We start from the raw sequence: 18,793 nt of genomic DNA on the forward strand, positions 1-18,793 counted from the left end.
TGAATTTAAAACTGCAAGGTCCGGCTTAGAATCAAACAGACTATATTTCACAAGTTGTGTAATAAATATTTAGCTAGATGGATAATACTCTAATACTCACTGACCAGATGTCAACAAAGCCACCAAAGCGGTCATAGGATATTAGTTGAGCCTTATGACAACTATTAGCCAATAGCAGCCGTTCACAGTAATACTAATTTTGGAGTTAGCGATTCTAGAAGCCCCCAATTTAGATAGCCTTATATATCACCAAGCGGGCTTTTTATATTCGAAGATCTCATATAGCCCCTTACCACTACTTATGATAATTGTAGCGCCGTTCTGTGTATCTGTTTTTCTCGGCAGTACTAGCAATAACCTCGCCGTTCGAACATATTTCACTCACTCGGGAATGGAATAGCCAAAACTGTTTCTGAATGGTATGTCCTATACTTAATTCCAGTATTTTCATCGGAATGCTGACCTTTCTCAAACACAAATCGCGAATAATAAACCATTATCGGATTATCAGCAGATACCCTGCACCACCCAAACGAAGTAAAGGGTTTCAGTTTCACACTGGCAAAACCCCTTGCGTGTTTGCCTATGGATAGCGTCTTACTCAAAACTCGCTTACCAATGCCGTTGTAACATTCAACCGTTGCTCCGACTTCTGAATCTCCTAGATTGATAACTGACAGAGTATCTTTGGTGTTTTGGGCAGGAGAATTACTGCCGATTTCACTTCCGGGTACTATCCATTCGTTCCAAGTTTTACCCGACAATGATGGTAAGCTAGGAATGGGCGTGCCTAAACTTGTTGGATCTTGTGCAGTGTTATTAATCGGGGCCTTTTTTTGAGATTGTATTAATTTATCTTTGGCACTGGATTGGGCAAACGCCTGTGTAGCGATTAAACTTGCGAGTATTGTGACGAGTAAAAAGCGAGTAAACATAAAATATCTTCCTTAGATTAATAATCGTATTTACATGTTGAAATAAGAAACGACTGCTGCCGTAAAAGCTTGATTCTCTGTAAGATTCTCATTCGAGTCTTAGCGATGACCACCGCGGCGGTTACCAATTGTGATGCAGTGTCAGTTATAACAAACGGGTTAATAAGCTCCGGTAAATATAGGTGAATTCGACAACAGTAGCGAATAAGTTGATACATTCATTTGCGTCAGCGCTTTTTAAAACGGTAAATTCAGTTACAAAAATTTGACTGTAGATGGCAGCCCCACATGCAAACCAACTAACCGAACTCCCCGATCAGCTTTCGCTCTTTGCAGTGATTGAAGCCGGTAGCGTTAGATTCGAAGGGCGTCAATTAGCAGTTTGTGCCAATACCCGCCAGTCATGAGTTATTAGCGGTTTTAGCAGAAGCAGACGTTTACATTTACTATCAAAGTATGCGTTCTACGAATAGCTAATTTTTTGTTGCATCGTAGTAAATGTGCCATATTGAAATAATACGAATAGATAACGAATAATCATTTGCAATTAAATAGGGTGTCGTTCACAGAGAAATCTGCTTTCGACCAGTTAAGTCGAAGGCAGAATGTATGCCTGTCGAATAAAGTAAAAAAACAATACGCCTTTCTTAGGTGCCGCATCAACAAACTACTGGGTGGCAAATGAACTATCAGGGATATTTCGGACTTTTTGTTGTTGTACTCGTAAGCACATTCCTAGCGGTGAGATACTTTGGCGCACCAGCTGAAACTATTCCAATTGGTGTGGCAATACTGATTTTGGGCATTGGAATAAGCAAAGTGGTAAGACAACTAAGGAAGCAAAAAGATGAAAATTAAAAATTTACTTATATTTTTATTTCTGTTCTACCCCTCAGTTTCAGTAGCGGGACCTTGGGAAGAGTTCCAAAGCGAGTTCAAGCAGTTGATGGATGGCCTTATTGAGCTCGGCGAGGAAGCTGAGCGAGATTACACCCTTGGACAGATGGCAAAATTACATAGGGATTTACTTCGAGTAGAACGAAGTAAAGAGGATTTAGTTTTTATATTAGAAAACCCTAACATATACTATGAAAATTTGGCTGAGACTCTCGCGGAAGCAAGAGAATCAACCGAATCTTCACGCAAAAGATTGGAAGATATTGGCAATAAAGTAGCTGTTCTATCCAAGAATGCTTCTGAGTTAGAACAAATTCTTAGCGACTCCTTAAGATCAAGAAAATCTTGGCTGTCGCAAGTTGATCTTTCCAATGTAAGAGGTAGTGATAATCTTATTGACGAAGGGAAGCATGCAATTAAAGCCTTAAGATCCTCTCGGATAAAGCTGGAAGAATATTTGAGGTTAGCAAAATAAGCCTAACAATTTATGCCAGTAATACGCCGCTAGCGTCGCACGTGCTTAAGATGTTAATTGACTATTAATTACATGCCTAAATTGATGCTGCTGAATGCCCGCTATCTCAGTGAATCGGTAATAAGTGCAAGGGACCCTGACAGTCTGGAATTCGCTCAAAGCGGTCTAAAATCACAAGTAATAATCACCTCAATTAATGGCAACTAAGATACAATAGCGGACGTTCCCCACTGATGAGTACATGGGACTTTTGATGATGGCTTTTTGCCAGTAAGTCACTCAGCCTGAGTGTGAACAATGCCACCATTGCAGTCGTTCATCATCAAATAATTAATACTAACTTCATGCGCATTGAATACATTAGCTACTGCTTGCTTTTAAAGTCAAATGCTCGATAACAGCTGACTTTATGGAATGATTTTAAACGGAAACAATTTATATACACCACAACCAATAAAGCAGACAGTTAGTTTATACCTAAGATAGATGTTCATCTTCGACAGTAAGTTCCTAATACTTTCAATAACTAACCCTTGCTACTTTAATTAGTAATGCTAAGATTAAAGTCTTGGGTATCATGCTATACCATATGGATACTTTTAAATTATGATTTTCATAATTCGGTTTATTATTATTTTAATAGTTTTTTTTTCAAACTTGGTTTGTGCAAATAACATACTTATTAATAAGCCCTTATCAACTTTAGATACTCGTTACCAATATACGTACGATTTATTATCTTTGATAATTAGTGTAACGCCAGAATTTGGTAATGGTAGAGTTGAACAATCTTTAAGTTACATGACTCGAAGTCGTACTTTGCTTGAATTAATTTCAGGGGAGTATATTCAGGTTATGGCTGAAGCACCTCAGCCTGAATGGGATGAAAAGTTAATTGTAGTCCCTATCCCTATTCGCAAAGGGATCCAAGGGTTCAGATTATTTATGGTTAATGAGCAAAGTTCGAAATTAATTAATAATGTTAATAAGTTAGAAGATTTATTTACGTTATCTACTGGCTCTGGTAAAAATTGGTCTACTAAACGAGTATTGGAGAAAGCTGGCTTTAATGTGATTACAGGCTCTGATTATAATGGTTTATTTGGAATGTTAAGTAAGAATAGATTTTCAACTTTTGCTAGAGGCATAAATGAAGTGTATGGAGAGCTAGATACTCAGAAATCGACACATCCCAATCTAATAATAGATGAAAATGTTTTATTATATATACCTTTAGCCACATATTTTTATATCACCCCTAAAAAACCATTAATAGCTGAGCGAATAAAAGTCGGATTATTACGACTAATCGAGAGTGGAGAATTCAATGAGTTTTTTTATAAAAATCATTGTGAATCTATTATGAAAGCTCAAATAAGTAAAAGAAAAATATTTAGTATTCCTAATGAGTTTATTTCTAAAGAGCGAATGTTATCCTTAGTTAATCAAGATTTTTTAGTTAATACTGATTCGAACTTTAATCAATTATGCCACTAAATTGTATTAATTATTCTTTATTGAAAAAGTGTGACGCTTATCTGTAGCTATAGTAAACAGTCATATAAACCCAACTATTATGGCTGCTATAAACCTATTTATCTTTAAATCACTTCTACCAAGCGCACGAAAGAGTTATTAACATTAAATTTAACAGTATCAGTTATCGTATCTTTAGTGGCAAAATTAGCTTTCTAAGATTAAACACCACTGGCCGCTATGAGCTTGCAGGAGTCATAGCTGTCATAGCATCATCCAACTCGATTGAACATCACCATGACTGACTCCTGAGCCACCAAAGCAGTCACTGGTTGCATTGCATTGAACGCTAACTTCGTACCATAAAAAGTCATTCTAATAGTTATAATCGCATGGTATGATTTTCTACTCATCAGATAATATTTATAGAAACGCCTAGCTTATTTGACAGTGACTATATAGCCTCACATATGACACTAAAAGTATGATTGATTTTAAATCCAATCAAAGGAAATGGTATGGACAGTAAAATTAAAAATAATTTCAAAAACAAAAAGTTTGCTAGTTTAGAATATCTATCTAAGGAAGAATATTGGGCTGAAGATAATAGTAACCTAGGTCTTTACTTTTTCTTACTAGATTTAAAAGGTAAAGATACTTCTGAGGTTTTCAATAAAATCCTACATAAAAAAGAGAGCTATGTTTCTTCGTACAGCTACTTAGGTGACATAGCGCGCGAACTGTTTAATTATCCCAATGAGCGTAAAATACCAACCTATTATTTCAAGGAAGCACTAAAACACGATGAGAATGACTCGCATATACTGTCGAATTTATACGATTTAACAAGAGACATTTCTTATTTCCTAGCTGCAATTAAAATAAACTATGAAGCAAAGAGGTTTAATCTCGTTTCACATAACCTTCTCAATGCATATGCTCCGCATTTGATAGAAGCAAAGCTTGATAAGGCAGATTGGCAGAAATTAAAAAGAATATGCCTTGATATAAATGTTTCTCACTGTCACGTTTTACTATTGATTTGCTATTTCTATCTAGACGACCTCGAAAGTGGCATTAATCTCATGAATAAAAAGGAATGGGTCAGTAAAAGTATTATTGACTTATATCTTGATAAAGGATGTATTGATTTTGAGTACGCAGTTCAAAAATCAAACTACTTTGAAAGTGTTAAATATCTTGAGGGTGACTTTAAACGTATTTATGAAGAAGTGAGGAAAGAAGCAAAAAAAGGAAATATGAACCCAACTAAAGAGGCAATAATAAAGTACGCATTCGAGGCAGAGGAATATAGTGAAGTCATCTCATTAGTAGAGGACGGAATTGAAGAACCAAGAAAAATTAACAATCAACTAAGGCTGTATTACCTACTGTCATCACTATATTTAGGCGTTGATTTAAATGAAGAATATGAAAGAGCCATTAATAAGCAAAATTTCTTTATAAAATCTAGTTGCAACCCATTATATTTAGCCTATTTGATATTAAAAAATATTAAGGTATTAGAAACTTATCTAGTTGAAAAAGAAGACCTTCATCCGATTGAACATATGGGCTTGTATCAAGAAGCCGATGAATATCTGAGCCATGATGATCTATTAAACCATTACATCCATGACTCAATTGTAGAAAAGCTTAAATCACTGAAGGATAAATGGGATAAGCATGTCGTTAATACAGAAATAGAAAAGTTGAAGAGTATTGATGAACCTTTAAGCGAAAATGATAAAACTAGATTGGCATCTTATCTTATTGATACTAACAGGCACGATGAAGCACCTTCGCTTTTAACAGAGCTAGAACCTTCGATGTCAGTTTCTAATTTACTAGCGATATATTATGAAAGGCAAGGTAAAGTTGACACAGCATTAACGCATTTTAAATCGGCTATTGACTCAATGAAAGTCAGCGGAGAGCTGAATGATGTTATTATCTCAAACTATTTATCTTGTCTAAATCGTTCAGAACACTCTATTCCAGACTCTTTATACAATGAATATATAGATAACTTTAATGAGAGTATTGCAGGTCACTTTAGGTATACCTTATCTACATCCCAAAATGGGAATTCGCTATTTAAGTACTACCCTTTCAACCAGTTCACTCTTGACGCTTTAGTTAATGGGTATTTTTATCTAGCATCTTCTGAACAACTTAATGATCCAATTGAATTACCATACGATAACTTGAGTGCTGATAAAACTAATTTATTTTTGCGTCCCAACTTCCGATTGGCTTCTTTTTCAAATAATGAGAATTCAATGCTAATGTGGTCGCATTACGCTGAGAATCATACAGGGCTTATGGTGGAATATTACTTTGAAGGTGAACTACCTGATGGTGTTGGTATTGATAAAGTGAACTACTCTCACACCATCAAAAGATACAAAGAAAAAGAACGCTACTTATTCAATCAATATATGCTTACCAAAAACAAAGATTGGTCATATGAAAAGGAAGTTCGGCTATTCGCATATAAAAGGGATAAAATTTATTACGAAAAAGCCAGCTACCCATATAAAACAGGCGATATAGCTAATGCTTACATAAAAAGCATCACAGTAGGTTATAAGTTCCCCGAAAGTACAATAAAGTTGATACAAAGCATCATCAGTGGTCTTAATGAAAATATTGATAATAATTTATCGAAGATTGAATTAAGAAGAGCTATGTTATCAGAAAAGAACTTTTTCGAATTAGAATACGAGGTTATAAATTAAATAACTAGTTTTATACTAAACTTGGGGGATCGAGGAAGTACCCCATAATCACAATGGGTGTTATTTTTGAAGGTATGAAGCTTTTAAATGACAATTTGTTGTTGGCTCATTATGAACGTTCAAAAATTGAATATGAACGGCAGCAATGAGCTTCAAGCTGACGTTAGGAATCACGGTGGTGTAACTTCCAGTATATAGCCATAAACTGTAAGATGAATATATTTATTTTACCCTGTGGTTGGCATGATAGTTAGTCATCGTCTAATCTTATTTTGATCTCAATAACTGCAAGGATGACAGTATGACTCAACCACTTCCACCATGGACTCTAGTCAAAACATGGTTAGAAATCATTCAAAACGAAGATATCCCTCCATTTGTAAAACAAAAGCGAAAAAAACTTTTAGACTATTATTTCGGCTCAATTGAATTGGCAAATATGTATGTTGAGCAGCACCAAGACTGCTATCAAAAGGTGTCATAGTACCTTTAGCGAATAAGCAGTGCTCATAAGTATAAACTTCAATGAAGATCTTTTGTAGGGCGTAAATCGACGTTAAAGTTATCATTTGTTTGGATGGGGCAAGACAAGTGTTGTGGACTTCTCTCCCAAGTTACGAAATGAGGAAGCTTTCCTCTGATTAAGTTGTTAGAAATACAAGGAAGTATGATGAAGGTTTTAAGTTTATTGGTATTACTGATTTCATTAAATGCATTTGCTGAATCTGTATTTAAATGTACAGACAAGGATGGCAACATGATTTTCTCCGATAAATCATGTTCAGAAAATAGTGAAGTTATTGAAGTTACTCCACCTGCAAAGCAATCGGATCACTGGTCAGAATATCTTAAAAAAAGAAAGAGTAAGCTTTTCCAAAAAGTAAAAGCCGAAATTGAGTTATGTGGCGACTACTCCTTATATTATTTACAAAAGGCATGGAAAGCCCAGAACGGCATGACTAAAAACGAAATTAGATATGTTATGGGATCTCCTCGTAGAGTTAATACCAGCGCTTATGGTCCTGAACAATGGGTTTATTCTCACGGGTCATATGTATATTTTGAAGGAGGGTGTGTTGTAAATTGGAGTAGATAGTTTTTCTGACTTCAATCTCTTGTACGGGACATCTAGCCCGGAGAGCCAGCGGATGCAATGCCTCCAGCTATCCCTATTTTGATTTTTAATGGAGTAACTGTATTTAGTCCGACTTTATTGTAGTTGCATAAGTGAATTTTCAGATATAAGTCACCACTGGCAGCAATGAGCTTGCAGGAGTCATAGCTGTCATAGCATCATCCAACTCGATTGAACATCACCATGACTGACTTCTGAGCCACCACAGCGGTCATTCGTCATCAAACACTTAATGCTGATTTTAGTGATAGTCCTTACTAATTAATTATTGAAGCTTCGAAGAAAATTACAGTTAAAAAATAATTGTATATAATAAAAACATATTGGTTTAAGTAAGAAAATTAAATGTTACAAGAGAAAATTGAATTATATTCAAAGTTATTACCTAAAAACACATTAATAATCAATACTAATGAGAAAAACCAAAGCTTTAATAATTATGAGCTTCTACATGATAACAGCATTGATTTTGACGAAATTGTAGATTTGAATAATACCGAATCTGACACAAATGATTTAGATTTAGAACAATCTAATGCTGGTGGATATACATTTTATTTTTTAAAAAATTCTAATTACTTTGCTGTTGTTGTTATAAACAAATTATTAATTAATAATATTAAAGAATCTGGTTTCGCTTTGGTTGGTAATATTATTCATTTAATTACAATTATTCATGAATATAAACATGCCGAAGATGCTATTAATGGTTTAAACATAAATTTAGAAAGTAAAACTGTAAATAGGTTAAACTTTGAAATAGAAGCTGAATGTAAGACCGTTGAAGTATTTGTTAGTGAGATTAATTTTAATAGAAATTGCATACAGTTTTTAGCAATAAGATTATTAAATTGGTCACAATCAAATAATAATTACAAAAAACATATTGCAAAAGGTGTTATTAATAAATTTACCAGAAAACAAATGAAGTTATGGTCAAAGTTAGATTTTGATTTTTATAAAGAGTATAAAAATAGTATAAGTTAAAAAGGCTTCCGAAGAAGCCAATTATCAAGTCTGAACTTTACTTCTTTCTTGGTTTAACAGTTTCAATCACAGTAGTATCTGGTCTACGTTTGGCTACTTTAAGTGGGATGAATTGACCGTTTTTAGCATCTCTTGCTCTTTTGGCTGCTGCCATAATATGTACCTTCTATGTATTAAAGAAATTGACAAACAAGGTAAAATAACTATACTACGCAGTTCTCACACATTGGTTATTGTTATTTCTTGTTTGCCGTATTTTTGCGAATACAAATATCTGAAATGATAAAATCAATTAAAGATTAAGCTACCTTTTGGTAGCTTTTTTTTTGTGTTATTCACGATACCTATAATAACACACCTACCAAAACATAAAAACATCATTTTTCATTAAACGCACTGTAAAGCAAAATAAGACGATCTTTGTGCATATGCACACATTTGTATTTCATTAAATATATGCCACTTAAAAAGCCTTTCAGGAGTTGGTGTGCTGTATAAATACTGTATATCTTATTAGCTTAGTAATTGTATAATCAGGAGGAGATGGTAAAGGTTATCATGCAGTAATGGAGTACCAACGGCTTCTATGAGCTTGCAGGAGTCATAGCTGTCATAGCGTCATCCAACTCGATTGAACATCACCATGACTGACTCCTGAGCCACCAAAGCAGTCATTGCATTACTCTAATTCATTAGTAAGCTACACTATAAAAATAAAGACTACCTCAATGTATTGATTTAACGTAATTATTACACTTTTTTTTTAATTATTTAGTATATGAATTCACTTCTTACTGCTTTAGAATTATTCTTATTTCGAATATTAAAGGATTAAATTATGACTCCAGTGGAAAGGATAGTTGATTGGGTTTCAGATAAGCCAACTTGGTGGCAGTTAGCTATCAAAATTACTCTACAAAATGGCAGTTTAACTGATGATAACATTCAGTTTCTCTTTAACACTGCGCAAAGCGAATACGGTCTAGTTCCAAAACACCCCAAGTATGCTTCTTTTACCTCCCCTATAGATATTACGGGTTTTACATCAGAAGAATATTCAGTAAAACTAAATACTCTGAGTGGTGTAAAAGGTGTAGCTGCTCTAGCTGAGCAACAGTGCCTTGCTTTTGAGCCTAATGGCTTAACCATTGGTTATGGTGATAATGGTGCTGGAAAGTCTAGCTATGCTGCCATCTTAAAGCATGCATGCTTAACTAGGGGAGCTTTAAAGCCTATTGTCGGTAATGTCTTTTCTACCAATAACAAGCCACCTCAAGCTTTACTAAATGTCGAAGTAAATGGGTCTAACCGAAGTATTAACTGGACTCCGGATTCTAAACCAGATAAAGATGCTAAGTCGATTAGGGTCTTTGATACTGCGTCTGCTCATCATTACTTATCAAGTGAAGATACATTGGGTTATAAGCCTGTTGGCCTAAACCTTCTAACTGAATTGACTAAAGCAGCTGATAGCATAAAAAGAATGATCGAAGAAGATACCATGGGGACTAATGGTTTAGTATCAATATCTCCCCTACCATCCGGTAGTCCTGCATCTGTATTTTTAAGTAAGCTATCAGGCTTAGAAACTGAGCAAGAGGTTAATACTCATTGTGCAACTCAAGAAGAGATAGATTCTATTGAAACTCGAAAAGCCGAGTTAATTCAATACAAAGTTCAATCCGCAGCTCAAATTAAGGCTGGTTTATTAAGTAGAAAGCAGTTATTGACCCCTCTAGCTAACTTTTTTTCATCACCACTAAAATTACTAAATGTACAAGAATTTGACCGACTTAAGCAACTTGAGCTTGATGCGATTGCTAAGCAAGAAATTGTAGATAAATTGAGATTACAAACACTATCTAATCTACCTTTTGAAAATATTTGCAACTCTGAATGGAGTCAGTTATGGGCTGCTGCAAAAGCGTTTATCCAGAAAGAAGGCAAAGAGCTTGAATTCCCGCCAAATACAGGAGACTCCTGTCCATTATGTTTGCAAGATATAGGAATAGACAGCGCCAACAAGTTAAAAGAGTTTGAAGCCTTCATACAAAATAGTGCAGCAAAGGACGCAAGGGCGACATCTCAAGCACTGGCAATAGCTAAACAAGCAGTAAACACGGTAAATCTTAACGTTATTCAATATGAAGCGGCTCTTAATGAGGCGGAAAACATAAAAAATGGGCTTAAAGTTAGATTAAATGAATTTGTAACTCAATTAACCGAAAGAAAGAACATTTTTTTAATGAAGAGACTACCAGCTTCATTAGAGGGGGTTGGTCTTTCGCCATATACAGATTTAACAGGTGTAATTACTGAATTGGATCAAGAGATTGGTAAAATTACTAACGATGATAACCAAGCTAAGTTCATAGCACAAAAAGATGCTGATCTGATTGCTATACAAGACAGGAAGTACATTGCAGATCACCGAGATAATATTCTCAGTAATATAAAAAGGCTTCATACTGTTGCTATGCTGCAACAAATAAAAAATGAGTGTAATACTCGTAGTGTATCTACTTTATCCTCTAGCATTTATTCTGATGGGGTAATTGAACCATTAAAGCAATCATTCCAATCAGAGCTTAATGCCTTTGGTTTCAATAGGTTTACCATCGAAGTTAAAACTAGGAATAAGGGCGGCCATCAACAGTTCAAGCTACACCTATCTAACTCAGGAGAGTCAGTAGTGGCTAAAGTTGCTAGTGAAGGCGAGCAACGATGCATAGCTATTGCTAGCTTTTTAGCTGAAATGAAAGCTGATGCTAGGGAATCTGCGGTAATATTTGATGACCCGGTAAACTCCTTGAGTCATCAATGGAGTGCTAGAGTAGCGGATAGGTTAGTAACGGAGTCATTAGAAAGGCAGGTAATTATATTTACCCATGATATTGTTTTCTATAAGTTACTACTAGAAGCATCTGAGAGGTTATCACAAGACAATATCGGTTACATAAGCTTAGAGCGATCGAGAGATTACGCAGGCTTGGTTAGAACGAATCCACCTTGGGACGCTTTAACGACTAGCAAACGTATAGGGGTTTTAAATACCAAATTACAAAACTTGAGAAATATAGATGCTAGTGGAACTGGAACAGAGTTTAGGGATGCTACTCGACCATTTTATAGCTTGCTAAGAGAGGCTTGGGAAAGGTTAGTTGAAGAAAAATTACTCAACAAAGTAGTTAACAGGTTTGAGCGTGGTATACACATTCAGCGCCTAACTCGTCTAGACGATATAGCACAGGTTGATTTTGATACGATTAATTCAGCTTATGATAAATGCTGCAACAACTTTAGTGGTCACGATACATCTACTGGTATGGGGCACCCATTTCTTACAATTGATGAAGTGGCTGGAGATCTAGAAGCCATTAAGGTTTACTTAGCTCACTTGCAAAAAGATAGAAAGCGAACGTAACCTACTTATTTCAGTGATCAATGGGGTCAGAGCAACTTGATCCCATTCAGGCCAAACCTAATCCGAAGGGCTGCTTTGAGCTTTCAGGAGACAGTCGACGACTTTTTTCGGCTATTACTGGTTTACTGCAGTTTTTGACTTTCAGTATTTTTAAACTATAACTATCTCATCAATCAACATGGAATGTTAATGATGAATATGGATGAATTTGAACGCTTAAATACCCTTGCAGAAAAAGCCATGAATGAATCAGCCACTAGAAATGAATTAAAAGAACTTAATGAACTTCTTAATGATTGGAATTCTTCTGTAGAATTAAATTTATTTAATCATTTACTCTAACCCCTTTTTCATGAATGGGATAATTGCTGTTGTATTACTATGATGATTTGTCAGATCAGAGATAAATGTTCAGTGGTATTAGCCTGCATCCCCTTTCTGCGCGCCATATAGAGGAAGTTACACCACCGTGACTCCTAACGTCCACTTGAAGCTCTAAGCGGTCGTTGCTTATAAAAACAGAACGCGACCCCGACGCCATATTAAGAAGTACAGTTATGAATTTTTGTTCTGAAATTGATGGAGAACAGTTGTTTTTAATTAGTACGCCGTAACTGTGATAATATTAAATATCTATTTTTCCTACTAACTAATTGAATTTATTATTGCTTTTGATTGGGTGCTGAGTGTAGGATTGAATCTTTAATAATAAAAGTAATGTTGCCTAATATGTATTTTGATCACCCTCCTTTTTTAGCTTCAGCCTTATTACACTTGTTTAATCCAATAAAAATACGTGTCAACAAATTTACTATCGATGAAATTATTGATGCTTATAATAGTGATAAATTATATGAAAGCTTTATTAAGGATTTAGATGCTAAGTTTCCAGTATGTTATGCGCAATTGGTCAAGCCATTGTCTCTACAGAGTAAGGAAGATAAGACTTGGCATGTTTCCTTTCCAGAACAAATTGCTTATTACTTTGTTTGGAAAGAGTGTAACGGGATATCCGAGGATATGCTTTCGCAGGCTTATGATTGGCTAAAAGAAAATGGCAGCACCATATGTTTCAATAGAACCATGACGCTAGATGAGGAAAAAGATTTTGTTCTTTATGCAGAAATACATGAAGGCATTACTGTCGAACATAGTTTTGATGAAGATGAAGATGTAGTGCTGTTACTGCAAGAATTACACTATGGAGAATTGATTAAAACTTGCAGTAAAGCAGAGGCCAAAAAGCTTGGGATCTCTTTGCCGCAATTAAAGTTGCTTAAGCAAGTGATGATAGCTGGTATATCTTCATTCACATTAGGCTACGTTGGTGGGAATGATGGTTATCCTCCGAGGAATTGGGTAACTGACGTTAAAAACATTCAACTCTATCCAAAAAGAAAGACGTTAGAAATTCTTGCTACAAAGGGGTATTTTAAGTCTAACGATAATAAATTTTCAGTGACAGAAAAGGTTAAGGATATCGATTTTATTTGTTCATTTTCCTAAGGTAAGTTGTAGTAGGTCAAACTTGATCTGACGCTTTAAAATAGTGAATCGAGTAGTATTTTGAGTTAGCAATGTATGCTAATCAGCATTAATAGCGCACAGCTAACTTACAAAATGGTTACCTTGTCCCTGTTCTTCATGTATACGCTTGTTCCGTAAACACTCCCAGTCATCTACTGGGTCTAACTTATCCCAATAAAGATACATCGTTAGCTCTTCTGATGGAATTTTAGCGCCATGGGCTTGTATCATGTAAAAATAAATACGAGCGATGTTACCTTTTACACTATCAGGTGGCTCTGCTATATCTTTTTCGAAATCGATTTCAAAATCACATTGCCCGTAACTACGCTGTTCACCTTGAATGACAGCAAAGGCATAGTTAGAGCGGTCGCCATTTAATTCACCAACAGCAGGGACTAGATTGTGCATATCATCATGCGCTTTTTTAAATGCAGCGTTAAGTTTATAGGCACAATCACGACCTGAAATATATTTACCATTAGGTTTTTGGCATTGAGGATAGTTCTCTTTGTTCTTCCATTCTTCTAGGTGTCCACCAACCACATGGGCAGGTACTACATGTTCCCACTCAATTCTACTGACTCGGGCATTAACTTTGCCGCTTTTTGTTATAGGATTTCTTGGCTCATAACCACAAGCTTCTGGGTAAATCATTGTTTCGTGTTTATTACCGTCACCGTCTCTATCTTCGATATCATCAAATACATAATCACACCCACAATAAAACGTTGTATTTCTATCAAAATATACTTTTTTCTCAGCTTTCGACTTGGCATTAGAGAAACTTGTTGGGTAGTCAGCATGGGCGGTAAAAGCCACCACAGAGAGTATTAATAAAACTATTCTAAACATTTAAATCACCTTGAATAAAAATTTTACCACTTAAGTTGTAACTCCTTTTTAGTATTAATGATTTAACCGACTCAATAAGTTTACTGCATCTGCTTGATTACAAATATAGTAGTAAACAGTAAGGAGAATATAAAATCATCGCTGTGATTGGCGCGTTAATTAGTTATCGTCTAATATTATTGAACTCAATAACTGTAATGATGACAGTATGTAGTGGCTAAATTAATCAGGCCACTACACAGTCATTTATTACAAGCTCAACACGTTTTACTTTTGCATCACTTAGGAATATCTTTTAACTTTAAGCCTATCTTAGCGAGAGCACGAGTTATTATTTTTCTATATTTATCACCTGTTTCTTCGTTCCCTACTTTTTCAGCAATTTCACTGTAACTATAACCCGATAACTTTAACTTTATGAGTTCAATCTCTTCAAGATCAATACCTTTTTCAAGCATGTGATCTTCAAGTCTATCAGCAAAAATAGTCTCTATTTCGTCTTCGTGGGTAAGTAATTGCTCTAACCAGTTTCCTTCATTTTTATCTGAGTCATCATTATGCTGTGGTTCATATGCTCTTGCTCTTACCGCTGGGTTTAAATTACGCTCATAAGCACGAGACTCATCAAAAGCTTTTTTATTGGCATCCTTATCACCGGACCATCTTATTACTCTATCTATACATTGATTCTTAACACTAATGGTTAATGACTTTGCGACAAATTTTGGATCATTTCTTAGGATATCAAAAAGCTCTTGAGGCGTTTTGCGTAATTTAAGCTTTGTGATGACTTTTTCTAGAGAGTCGGACTCGGCTTTATCTTCTCGTGCTGAAAAAACTCGTGTAGCTTCTTCAATTTTATTTTGTTTTTCAACAGAATTGTCGTTATTGGCGTACGTCAATAACTGAGTGACAGCATTGAACAGAAAATCCTCGCCAATTTGAATGTTTTCATTCGAGCCATTTTGTAAAGCACCTAAATATTTAAAGGCCATTCCCTGCGCTAAGGGTAAAAGTGCTTGGCTTTCTTTTGCTACAACTTTTTCAAAGTTAACTAACTCTAATGATTTTGACATCCACTATATCTCTATTCTTTATAACTTATTGATTAAATACATCTTATCTTTTTAAGGGTGAAAATAAATAATTATTTTGTCCTTTTAATAAATAACTCTAGAGGTAGTTGGTATAGAGAGAGGTATTCAGTCATTTATTTTAATAAATAAATATTTTTAAAAAACTTGTCCTCTCTTGATGAAACTTTAGAGGTAGTTGGTATGGGAGGAGAAATAAGCCTTAAACACCTCCTTATAACAATAAGAACTATCAGTTGTTTTTTAAAAGCAAAAGATAATTTATCTATAACTTAAGTACTTATTTTGGTCATTAATATAATTTTTATAAATGAAGTGATTGAAATAGTGACTTTAACCTTTTGAAGCCAAAAGATTTATGGAGAAATTTTGGTTAAAAGTCCTTTATAAACATTATATTAATTGCGTTTTGTAAAGGTTTGACAAAGTTCGTTTTAAGTACGATATAAAAGATTAACATAAATTTAATTAGTGAAATAAGATGAGTAAACGTATTGAATTGCCAGCGTCGTTAGAAAAAACGCTCAAAACAAAATTAGTTCGCAATCTTAAAAGCACAAGCCATGGACGGCCAATGGTTATTGCAAAGTCATTTACAAGTAAAACCAGTAATATGTTTGAAAGTATTGATGAAAAATGGGCTGCGGAAAGCTTCGAGTTTGACCCCAATGTCGAGTGTTATATATCTCAACCATTTAGTTTTAATTACGAAAACCCAAATGGTCGTGTTGTCCGCTACACACCTGATTTGTTAGTGAGGTATGTAGGCAGAACTTATAAGTTTATCGAACTCAAAGATGAACGAGGTGCTAGCAGTTCAAAAACCCTAAAAAAGCATAAGGAAGTCACGCCAATTTTTGAGGATATTATTGGCTATCCCATTGAGATTTTTAATCGAGCAGAGCATCAACCAAAGCGAACTTTTGCAAATTTACAGTTACTCAATCGCTTTCAGCGCTTGTTTCTAGATGAAACGGTTACCGCCTTAATCAAATCCAAAGTCGGCAAGGGCGGTTGTAGCTTTGCCGAGCTTACGGCAATAGCCGACGTGTATAAACAGCCTGTCAGTTATGTCATGACGCTACTTGCTAAGCAGGAATTTACGTTTGATATGACTGAGATAGTTAACCCTAACACTTTATTAATTGCAGCTTAATTAGCTGAAAAAGGAAATTATTATGAATACATTTAGAGCTGGATTTTTACGTGAAAATACAAATATTACTTGGGGAAGTCAAGGGGGACATATTTCAGCCGTACATGCTGATTATGTGGTTCTGATGCTTGATGGAGAGCCTGAGCTTTTTAAGACTCGACAAGTGGTTGAAGCAATATCGGGGGGGAACTTGCAGATATTAGAGCCAGAGAAAGCGATTGTTTATGATGCGATCCATACATCTGAGCAATTTGCTGAATATGAATATATTAAAGCTCATATGGGGTTGTTGCAGTTAGAAGCTGATCCCACATCTGAGAGTACTCATGAACGGGTATCTCTAAAAGCTCAAGTGTTACTTAAATTAGATAAAGCCATTAGCATTTCTGGTTTATATCGTATGCACCAAAAGTATAAGGCTTATGGAGGACATATTCAGTCCATGGTCGTTAAGCCAGCCCGTCAACGCAAATCCAGTTTAAATGAAGCATCTGAAAACTTTTTCTTTGATGTTATTTGGGATGTATACATGCAGCTTAATGGTCCATCGAGAGGAGAAACATTATCTGCTTACAATGAACGATACGCCGACTTACCCAAAGCAAAACAAAAAGAAATAAAACTGATTAAAAAAACGCAGTTTTATACAAGAATCGAGAATCTAGATACATTAGAAACTTTACGTGCTCGTGAGGGGGAGGAAGCCGCTCGACGTTTCGCTCGTAGCCATGATGATGTGTTTATGGCCGATCATGTAAAACAACGATATGAGCTAGACGCTGTTCATCTTAATGTACCTTTACTTTCTGATGACAGAACTAAATACATTGGTAAAATTATTCTTTATGTTGCTATAGATGTTTATAGCCGTGCAATTGCAGGTTATTACATGGCGGTAGTGGGCGATGATGAGCTGTGTTGTTCAAAAGGTGAAGATTCATCTGGTGTTATTAAGATGCTAAATCATGTGATGCTCAAAGGTACAGTCTCAAAATATGCTATCAACCCTTGGCCGCTATCGGGCGCAGCTGTTGATTTTGTTTGTGATGCAGGCACCGCATTTAATAATGAAGCAATTTCTTCATATGTTTCTGCGTTAGGGGGGACCTTGGTTGTAACTCAAAGTGCTTCACCTTGGAAAAAGCCATTTGTTGAACGTTTCTTTCGCACATTGAGAGGACAATTTGCAAAACATTTACCGGGTTACCTAGGAAATTCATCAGATAGGTCTAGCGGGAAAAACATAGTGGGTGAAGTAGCAACATTAACGAAAAGTGATGTGACCGAGTTACTCGAACGCCATATCTTAGATACCTACCATACCAACCCACATTGTGGTCTACAAGGTCGAACGCCATTAGAGGTTGCTTCAAGTAATAATGCTAACGGTATGTATGACATTCCTGCTGACATTGGGTCGCTTAAATATGACTTTGGTAAGCCATATACACGTCAAATGGGTGCAAATGGCATTATATGTCTGAAAGGGTTTGAGTTTTCAAATGGGGCTTCTAGAGAATTATTTTTACGCAGATCTAAAACGATACGTAAATCTATCACAGTGAAAGTCTTGTTTCGTAATCAAGATATTTCTACTGTTTCGTTGATAGACCCAGTAACACTTGAAACTATTGTTGTTGGGAATAGGAAGGTTAAAACAGAAATCTCATTGGCTGAATATAAAGCTCTCCAAGGAGATAAACCGCCAGTTAAAATACGCAAATCCCTTTCAAATAATGCTGCGCAACTTGCAGTCATTGAAAACGCTAAAAAACAGAAAAAGCTCTCTGACAATAATAAGCGTTCAATCAAACGTGCCGAAAAGCGAAGTAGCGCCCAAGTAGCGCCAAATGCAGAACCTTTAACGCCTGATGATTTAGATAATGTTTTGGCCCAAGGTGGTGCTACAACCGGTGCCTATGTTGAGCCTAGTCAACAAGCTAAACCAGTTGACCCGACTAAAAATTCAGGACAAACAAAACGTCAAAGAAAGTCAGGGAAGAAATAACCTGTCCGTTTCAGGAAGCTTCTTCGGGGCTATTTATAGGAGAGGTTGTTCTCTCACTAATTTTACAATATTAAAAGGGTTTA

At 35.6% G+C, this 18,793-nt stretch carries 14 protein-coding genes; 11 read left to right on the forward strand and 3 right to left on the reverse strand.

Annotation, left to right across the window (positions count from 1 at the left end; all coding sequences use genetic code 11):
* Positions 1-377: 377 nt before the first annotated feature.
* A complete protein-coding gene (locus tag H4J59_RS08205; RefSeq protein ID WP_182238423.1) occupies positions 378-935 on the reverse strand; it encodes a hypothetical protein in 558 nt (185 codons plus the stop codon).
* 847 nt (positions 936-1,782) lie between these two features.
* Here H4J59_RS08205 and H4J59_RS08210 point away from each other — a divergent pair.
* The 9 genes from H4J59_RS08210 to H4J59_RS08250 all read left to right on the forward strand — a co-directional run bounded on the left by H4J59_RS08210 (position 1,783) and on the right by H4J59_RS08250 (position 13,576).
* Positions 1,783-2,307 (forward strand): hypothetical protein, encoded by a 525-nt coding sequence (locus tag H4J59_RS08210; protein WP_182238425.1) that lies wholly within the window; start codon positions 1,783-1,785, stop codon positions 2,305-2,307.
* A 606-nt stretch (positions 2,308-2,913) separates the two neighbouring features.
* Entirely contained in the window at positions 2,914-3,804 is an 891-nt protein-coding gene (locus H4J59_RS08215) for a hypothetical protein (RefSeq protein ID WP_182238426.1), read from the forward strand.
* 497 nt (positions 3,805-4,301) lie between these two features.
* Positions 4,302-6,524: a DUF2971 domain-containing protein gene (locus H4J59_RS08220; RefSeq protein ID WP_182238428.1), complete on the forward strand. Its 2,223-nt coding sequence runs from the start codon at positions 4,302-4,304 to the stop codon at positions 6,522-6,524.
* 301 nt (positions 6,525-6,825) lie between these two features.
* Positions 6,826-7,008: a hypothetical protein gene (locus H4J59_RS08225; RefSeq protein ID WP_182238430.1), complete on the forward strand. Its 183-nt coding sequence runs from the start codon at positions 6,826-6,828 to the stop codon at positions 7,006-7,008.
* Between the two features lie 183 nt (positions 7,009-7,191).
* Entirely contained in the window at positions 7,192-7,620 is a 429-nt protein-coding gene (locus tag H4J59_RS08230; protein ID WP_220469767.1) for a DUF4124 domain-containing protein, read from the forward strand.
* A gap of 384 nt (positions 7,621-8,004) precedes the next feature.
* Positions 8,005-8,646, forward strand: coding sequence for a hypothetical protein (locus H4J59_RS08235; protein ID WP_182238433.1), 642 nt, complete (start codon positions 8,005-8,007; stop codon positions 8,644-8,646).
* Between the two features lie 838 nt (positions 8,647-9,484).
* Positions 9,485-12,070 carry an AAA family ATPase gene (locus tag H4J59_RS08240; protein WP_220469768.1) on the forward strand — a complete coding sequence of 862 codons (2,586 nt, stop codon included), beginning with the start codon at positions 9,485-9,487 and terminating at the stop codon, positions 12,068-12,070.
* A gap of 189 nt (positions 12,071-12,259) precedes the next feature.
* The gene (locus H4J59_RS08245; RefSeq protein WP_182238435.1) at positions 12,260-12,412 is read left to right on the forward strand and encodes a hypothetical protein; all 153 of its coding nucleotides are present in this window, start codon (positions 12,260-12,262) and stop codon (positions 12,410-12,412) included.
* A gap of 387 nt (positions 12,413-12,799) precedes the next feature.
* Entirely contained in the window at positions 12,800-13,576 is a 777-nt protein-coding gene (locus H4J59_RS08250; protein ID WP_182238437.1) for a hypothetical protein, read from the forward strand.
* Positions 13,577-13,678: 102 nt separating this feature from the next.
* On the opposite strand, the gene H4J59_RS08255 is transcribed toward H4J59_RS08250, so the two are convergent.
* Positions 13,679-14,452 carry an endonuclease gene (locus H4J59_RS08255; RefSeq protein WP_182238439.1) on the reverse strand — a complete coding sequence of 258 codons (774 nt, stop codon included), beginning with the start codon at positions 14,450-14,452 and terminating at the stop codon, positions 13,679-13,681.
* Between the two features lie 278 nt (positions 14,453-14,730).
* On the reverse strand, positions 14,731-15,528 hold the full coding sequence (locus tag H4J59_RS08260; RefSeq protein ID WP_182238441.1) for a hypothetical protein: 798 nt from the start codon (positions 15,526-15,528) through the stop codon (positions 14,731-14,733).
* A gap of 499 nt (positions 15,529-16,027) precedes the next feature.
* On the opposite strand from H4J59_RS08260, the gene H4J59_RS08265 reads away from it, so the two are divergent.
* On the forward strand, positions 16,028-16,702 hold the full coding sequence (locus H4J59_RS08265) for a TnsA endonuclease N-terminal domain-containing protein (protein WP_182238443.1): 675 nt from the start codon (positions 16,028-16,030) through the stop codon (positions 16,700-16,702).
* 22 nt (positions 16,703-16,724) lie between these two features.
* Positions 16,725-18,710 (forward strand): DDE-type integrase/transposase/recombinase, encoded by a 1,986-nt coding sequence (locus H4J59_RS08270; protein WP_182238445.1) that lies wholly within the window; start codon positions 16,725-16,727, stop codon positions 18,708-18,710.
* Positions 18,711-18,793: the final 83 nt, after the last annotated feature.

This window comes from Colwellia sp. MB02u-10 (assembly GCF_014077185.1).
GTDB lineage: Bacteria > Pseudomonadota > Gammaproteobacteria > Enterobacterales > Alteromonadaceae > Cognaticolwellia.

Excerpts from the sequence above, each read along its gene's own strand:
- H4J59_RS08205 (WP_182238423.1), bottom strand. The coding sequence starts at position 935 with ATGTTTACTCGCTTTTTACTCGTCACAATACTCGCAAGTTTAATCGCT.
- H4J59_RS08210 (WP_182238425.1), top strand. The coding sequence starts at position 1,783 with ATGAAAATTAAAAATTTACTTATATTTTTATTTCTGTTCTACCCCTCA.
- H4J59_RS08215 (WP_182238426.1), top strand. The coding sequence starts at position 2,914 with ATGATTTTCATAATTCGGTTTATTATTATTTTAATAGTTTTTTTTTCA.
- H4J59_RS08220 (WP_182238428.1), top strand. The coding sequence starts at position 4,302 with ATGGACAGTAAAATTAAAAATAATTTCAAAAACAAAAAGTTTGCTAGT.
- H4J59_RS08225 (WP_182238430.1), top strand. The coding sequence starts at position 6,826 with ATGACTCAACCACTTCCACCATGGACTCTAGTCAAAACATGGTTAGAA.
- H4J59_RS08230 (WP_220469767.1), top strand. The coding sequence starts at position 7,192 with ATGATGAAGGTTTTAAGTTTATTGGTATTACTGATTTCATTAAATGCA.
- H4J59_RS08235 (WP_182238433.1), top strand. The coding sequence starts at position 8,005 with ATGTTACAAGAGAAAATTGAATTATATTCAAAGTTATTACCTAAAAAC.
- H4J59_RS08240 (WP_220469768.1), top strand. The coding sequence starts at position 9,485 with ATGACTCCAGTGGAAAGGATAGTTGATTGGGTTTCAGATAAGCCAACT.
- H4J59_RS08245 (WP_182238435.1), top strand. The coding sequence starts at position 12,260 with ATGATGAATATGGATGAATTTGAACGCTTAAATACCCTTGCAGAAAAA.
- H4J59_RS08250 (WP_182238437.1), top strand. The coding sequence starts at position 12,800 with ATGTATTTTGATCACCCTCCTTTTTTAGCTTCAGCCTTATTACACTTG.
- H4J59_RS08255 (WP_182238439.1), bottom strand. The coding sequence starts at position 14,452 with ATGTTTAGAATAGTTTTATTAATACTCTCTGTGGTGGCTTTTACCGCC.
- H4J59_RS08260 (WP_182238441.1), bottom strand. The coding sequence starts at position 15,528 with ATGTCAAAATCATTAGAGTTAGTTAACTTTGAAAAAGTTGTAGCAAAA.
- H4J59_RS08265 (WP_182238443.1), top strand. The coding sequence starts at position 16,028 with ATGAGTAAACGTATTGAATTGCCAGCGTCGTTAGAAAAAACGCTCAAA.
- H4J59_RS08270 (WP_182238445.1), top strand. The coding sequence starts at position 16,725 with ATGAATACATTTAGAGCTGGATTTTTACGTGAAAATACAAATATTACT.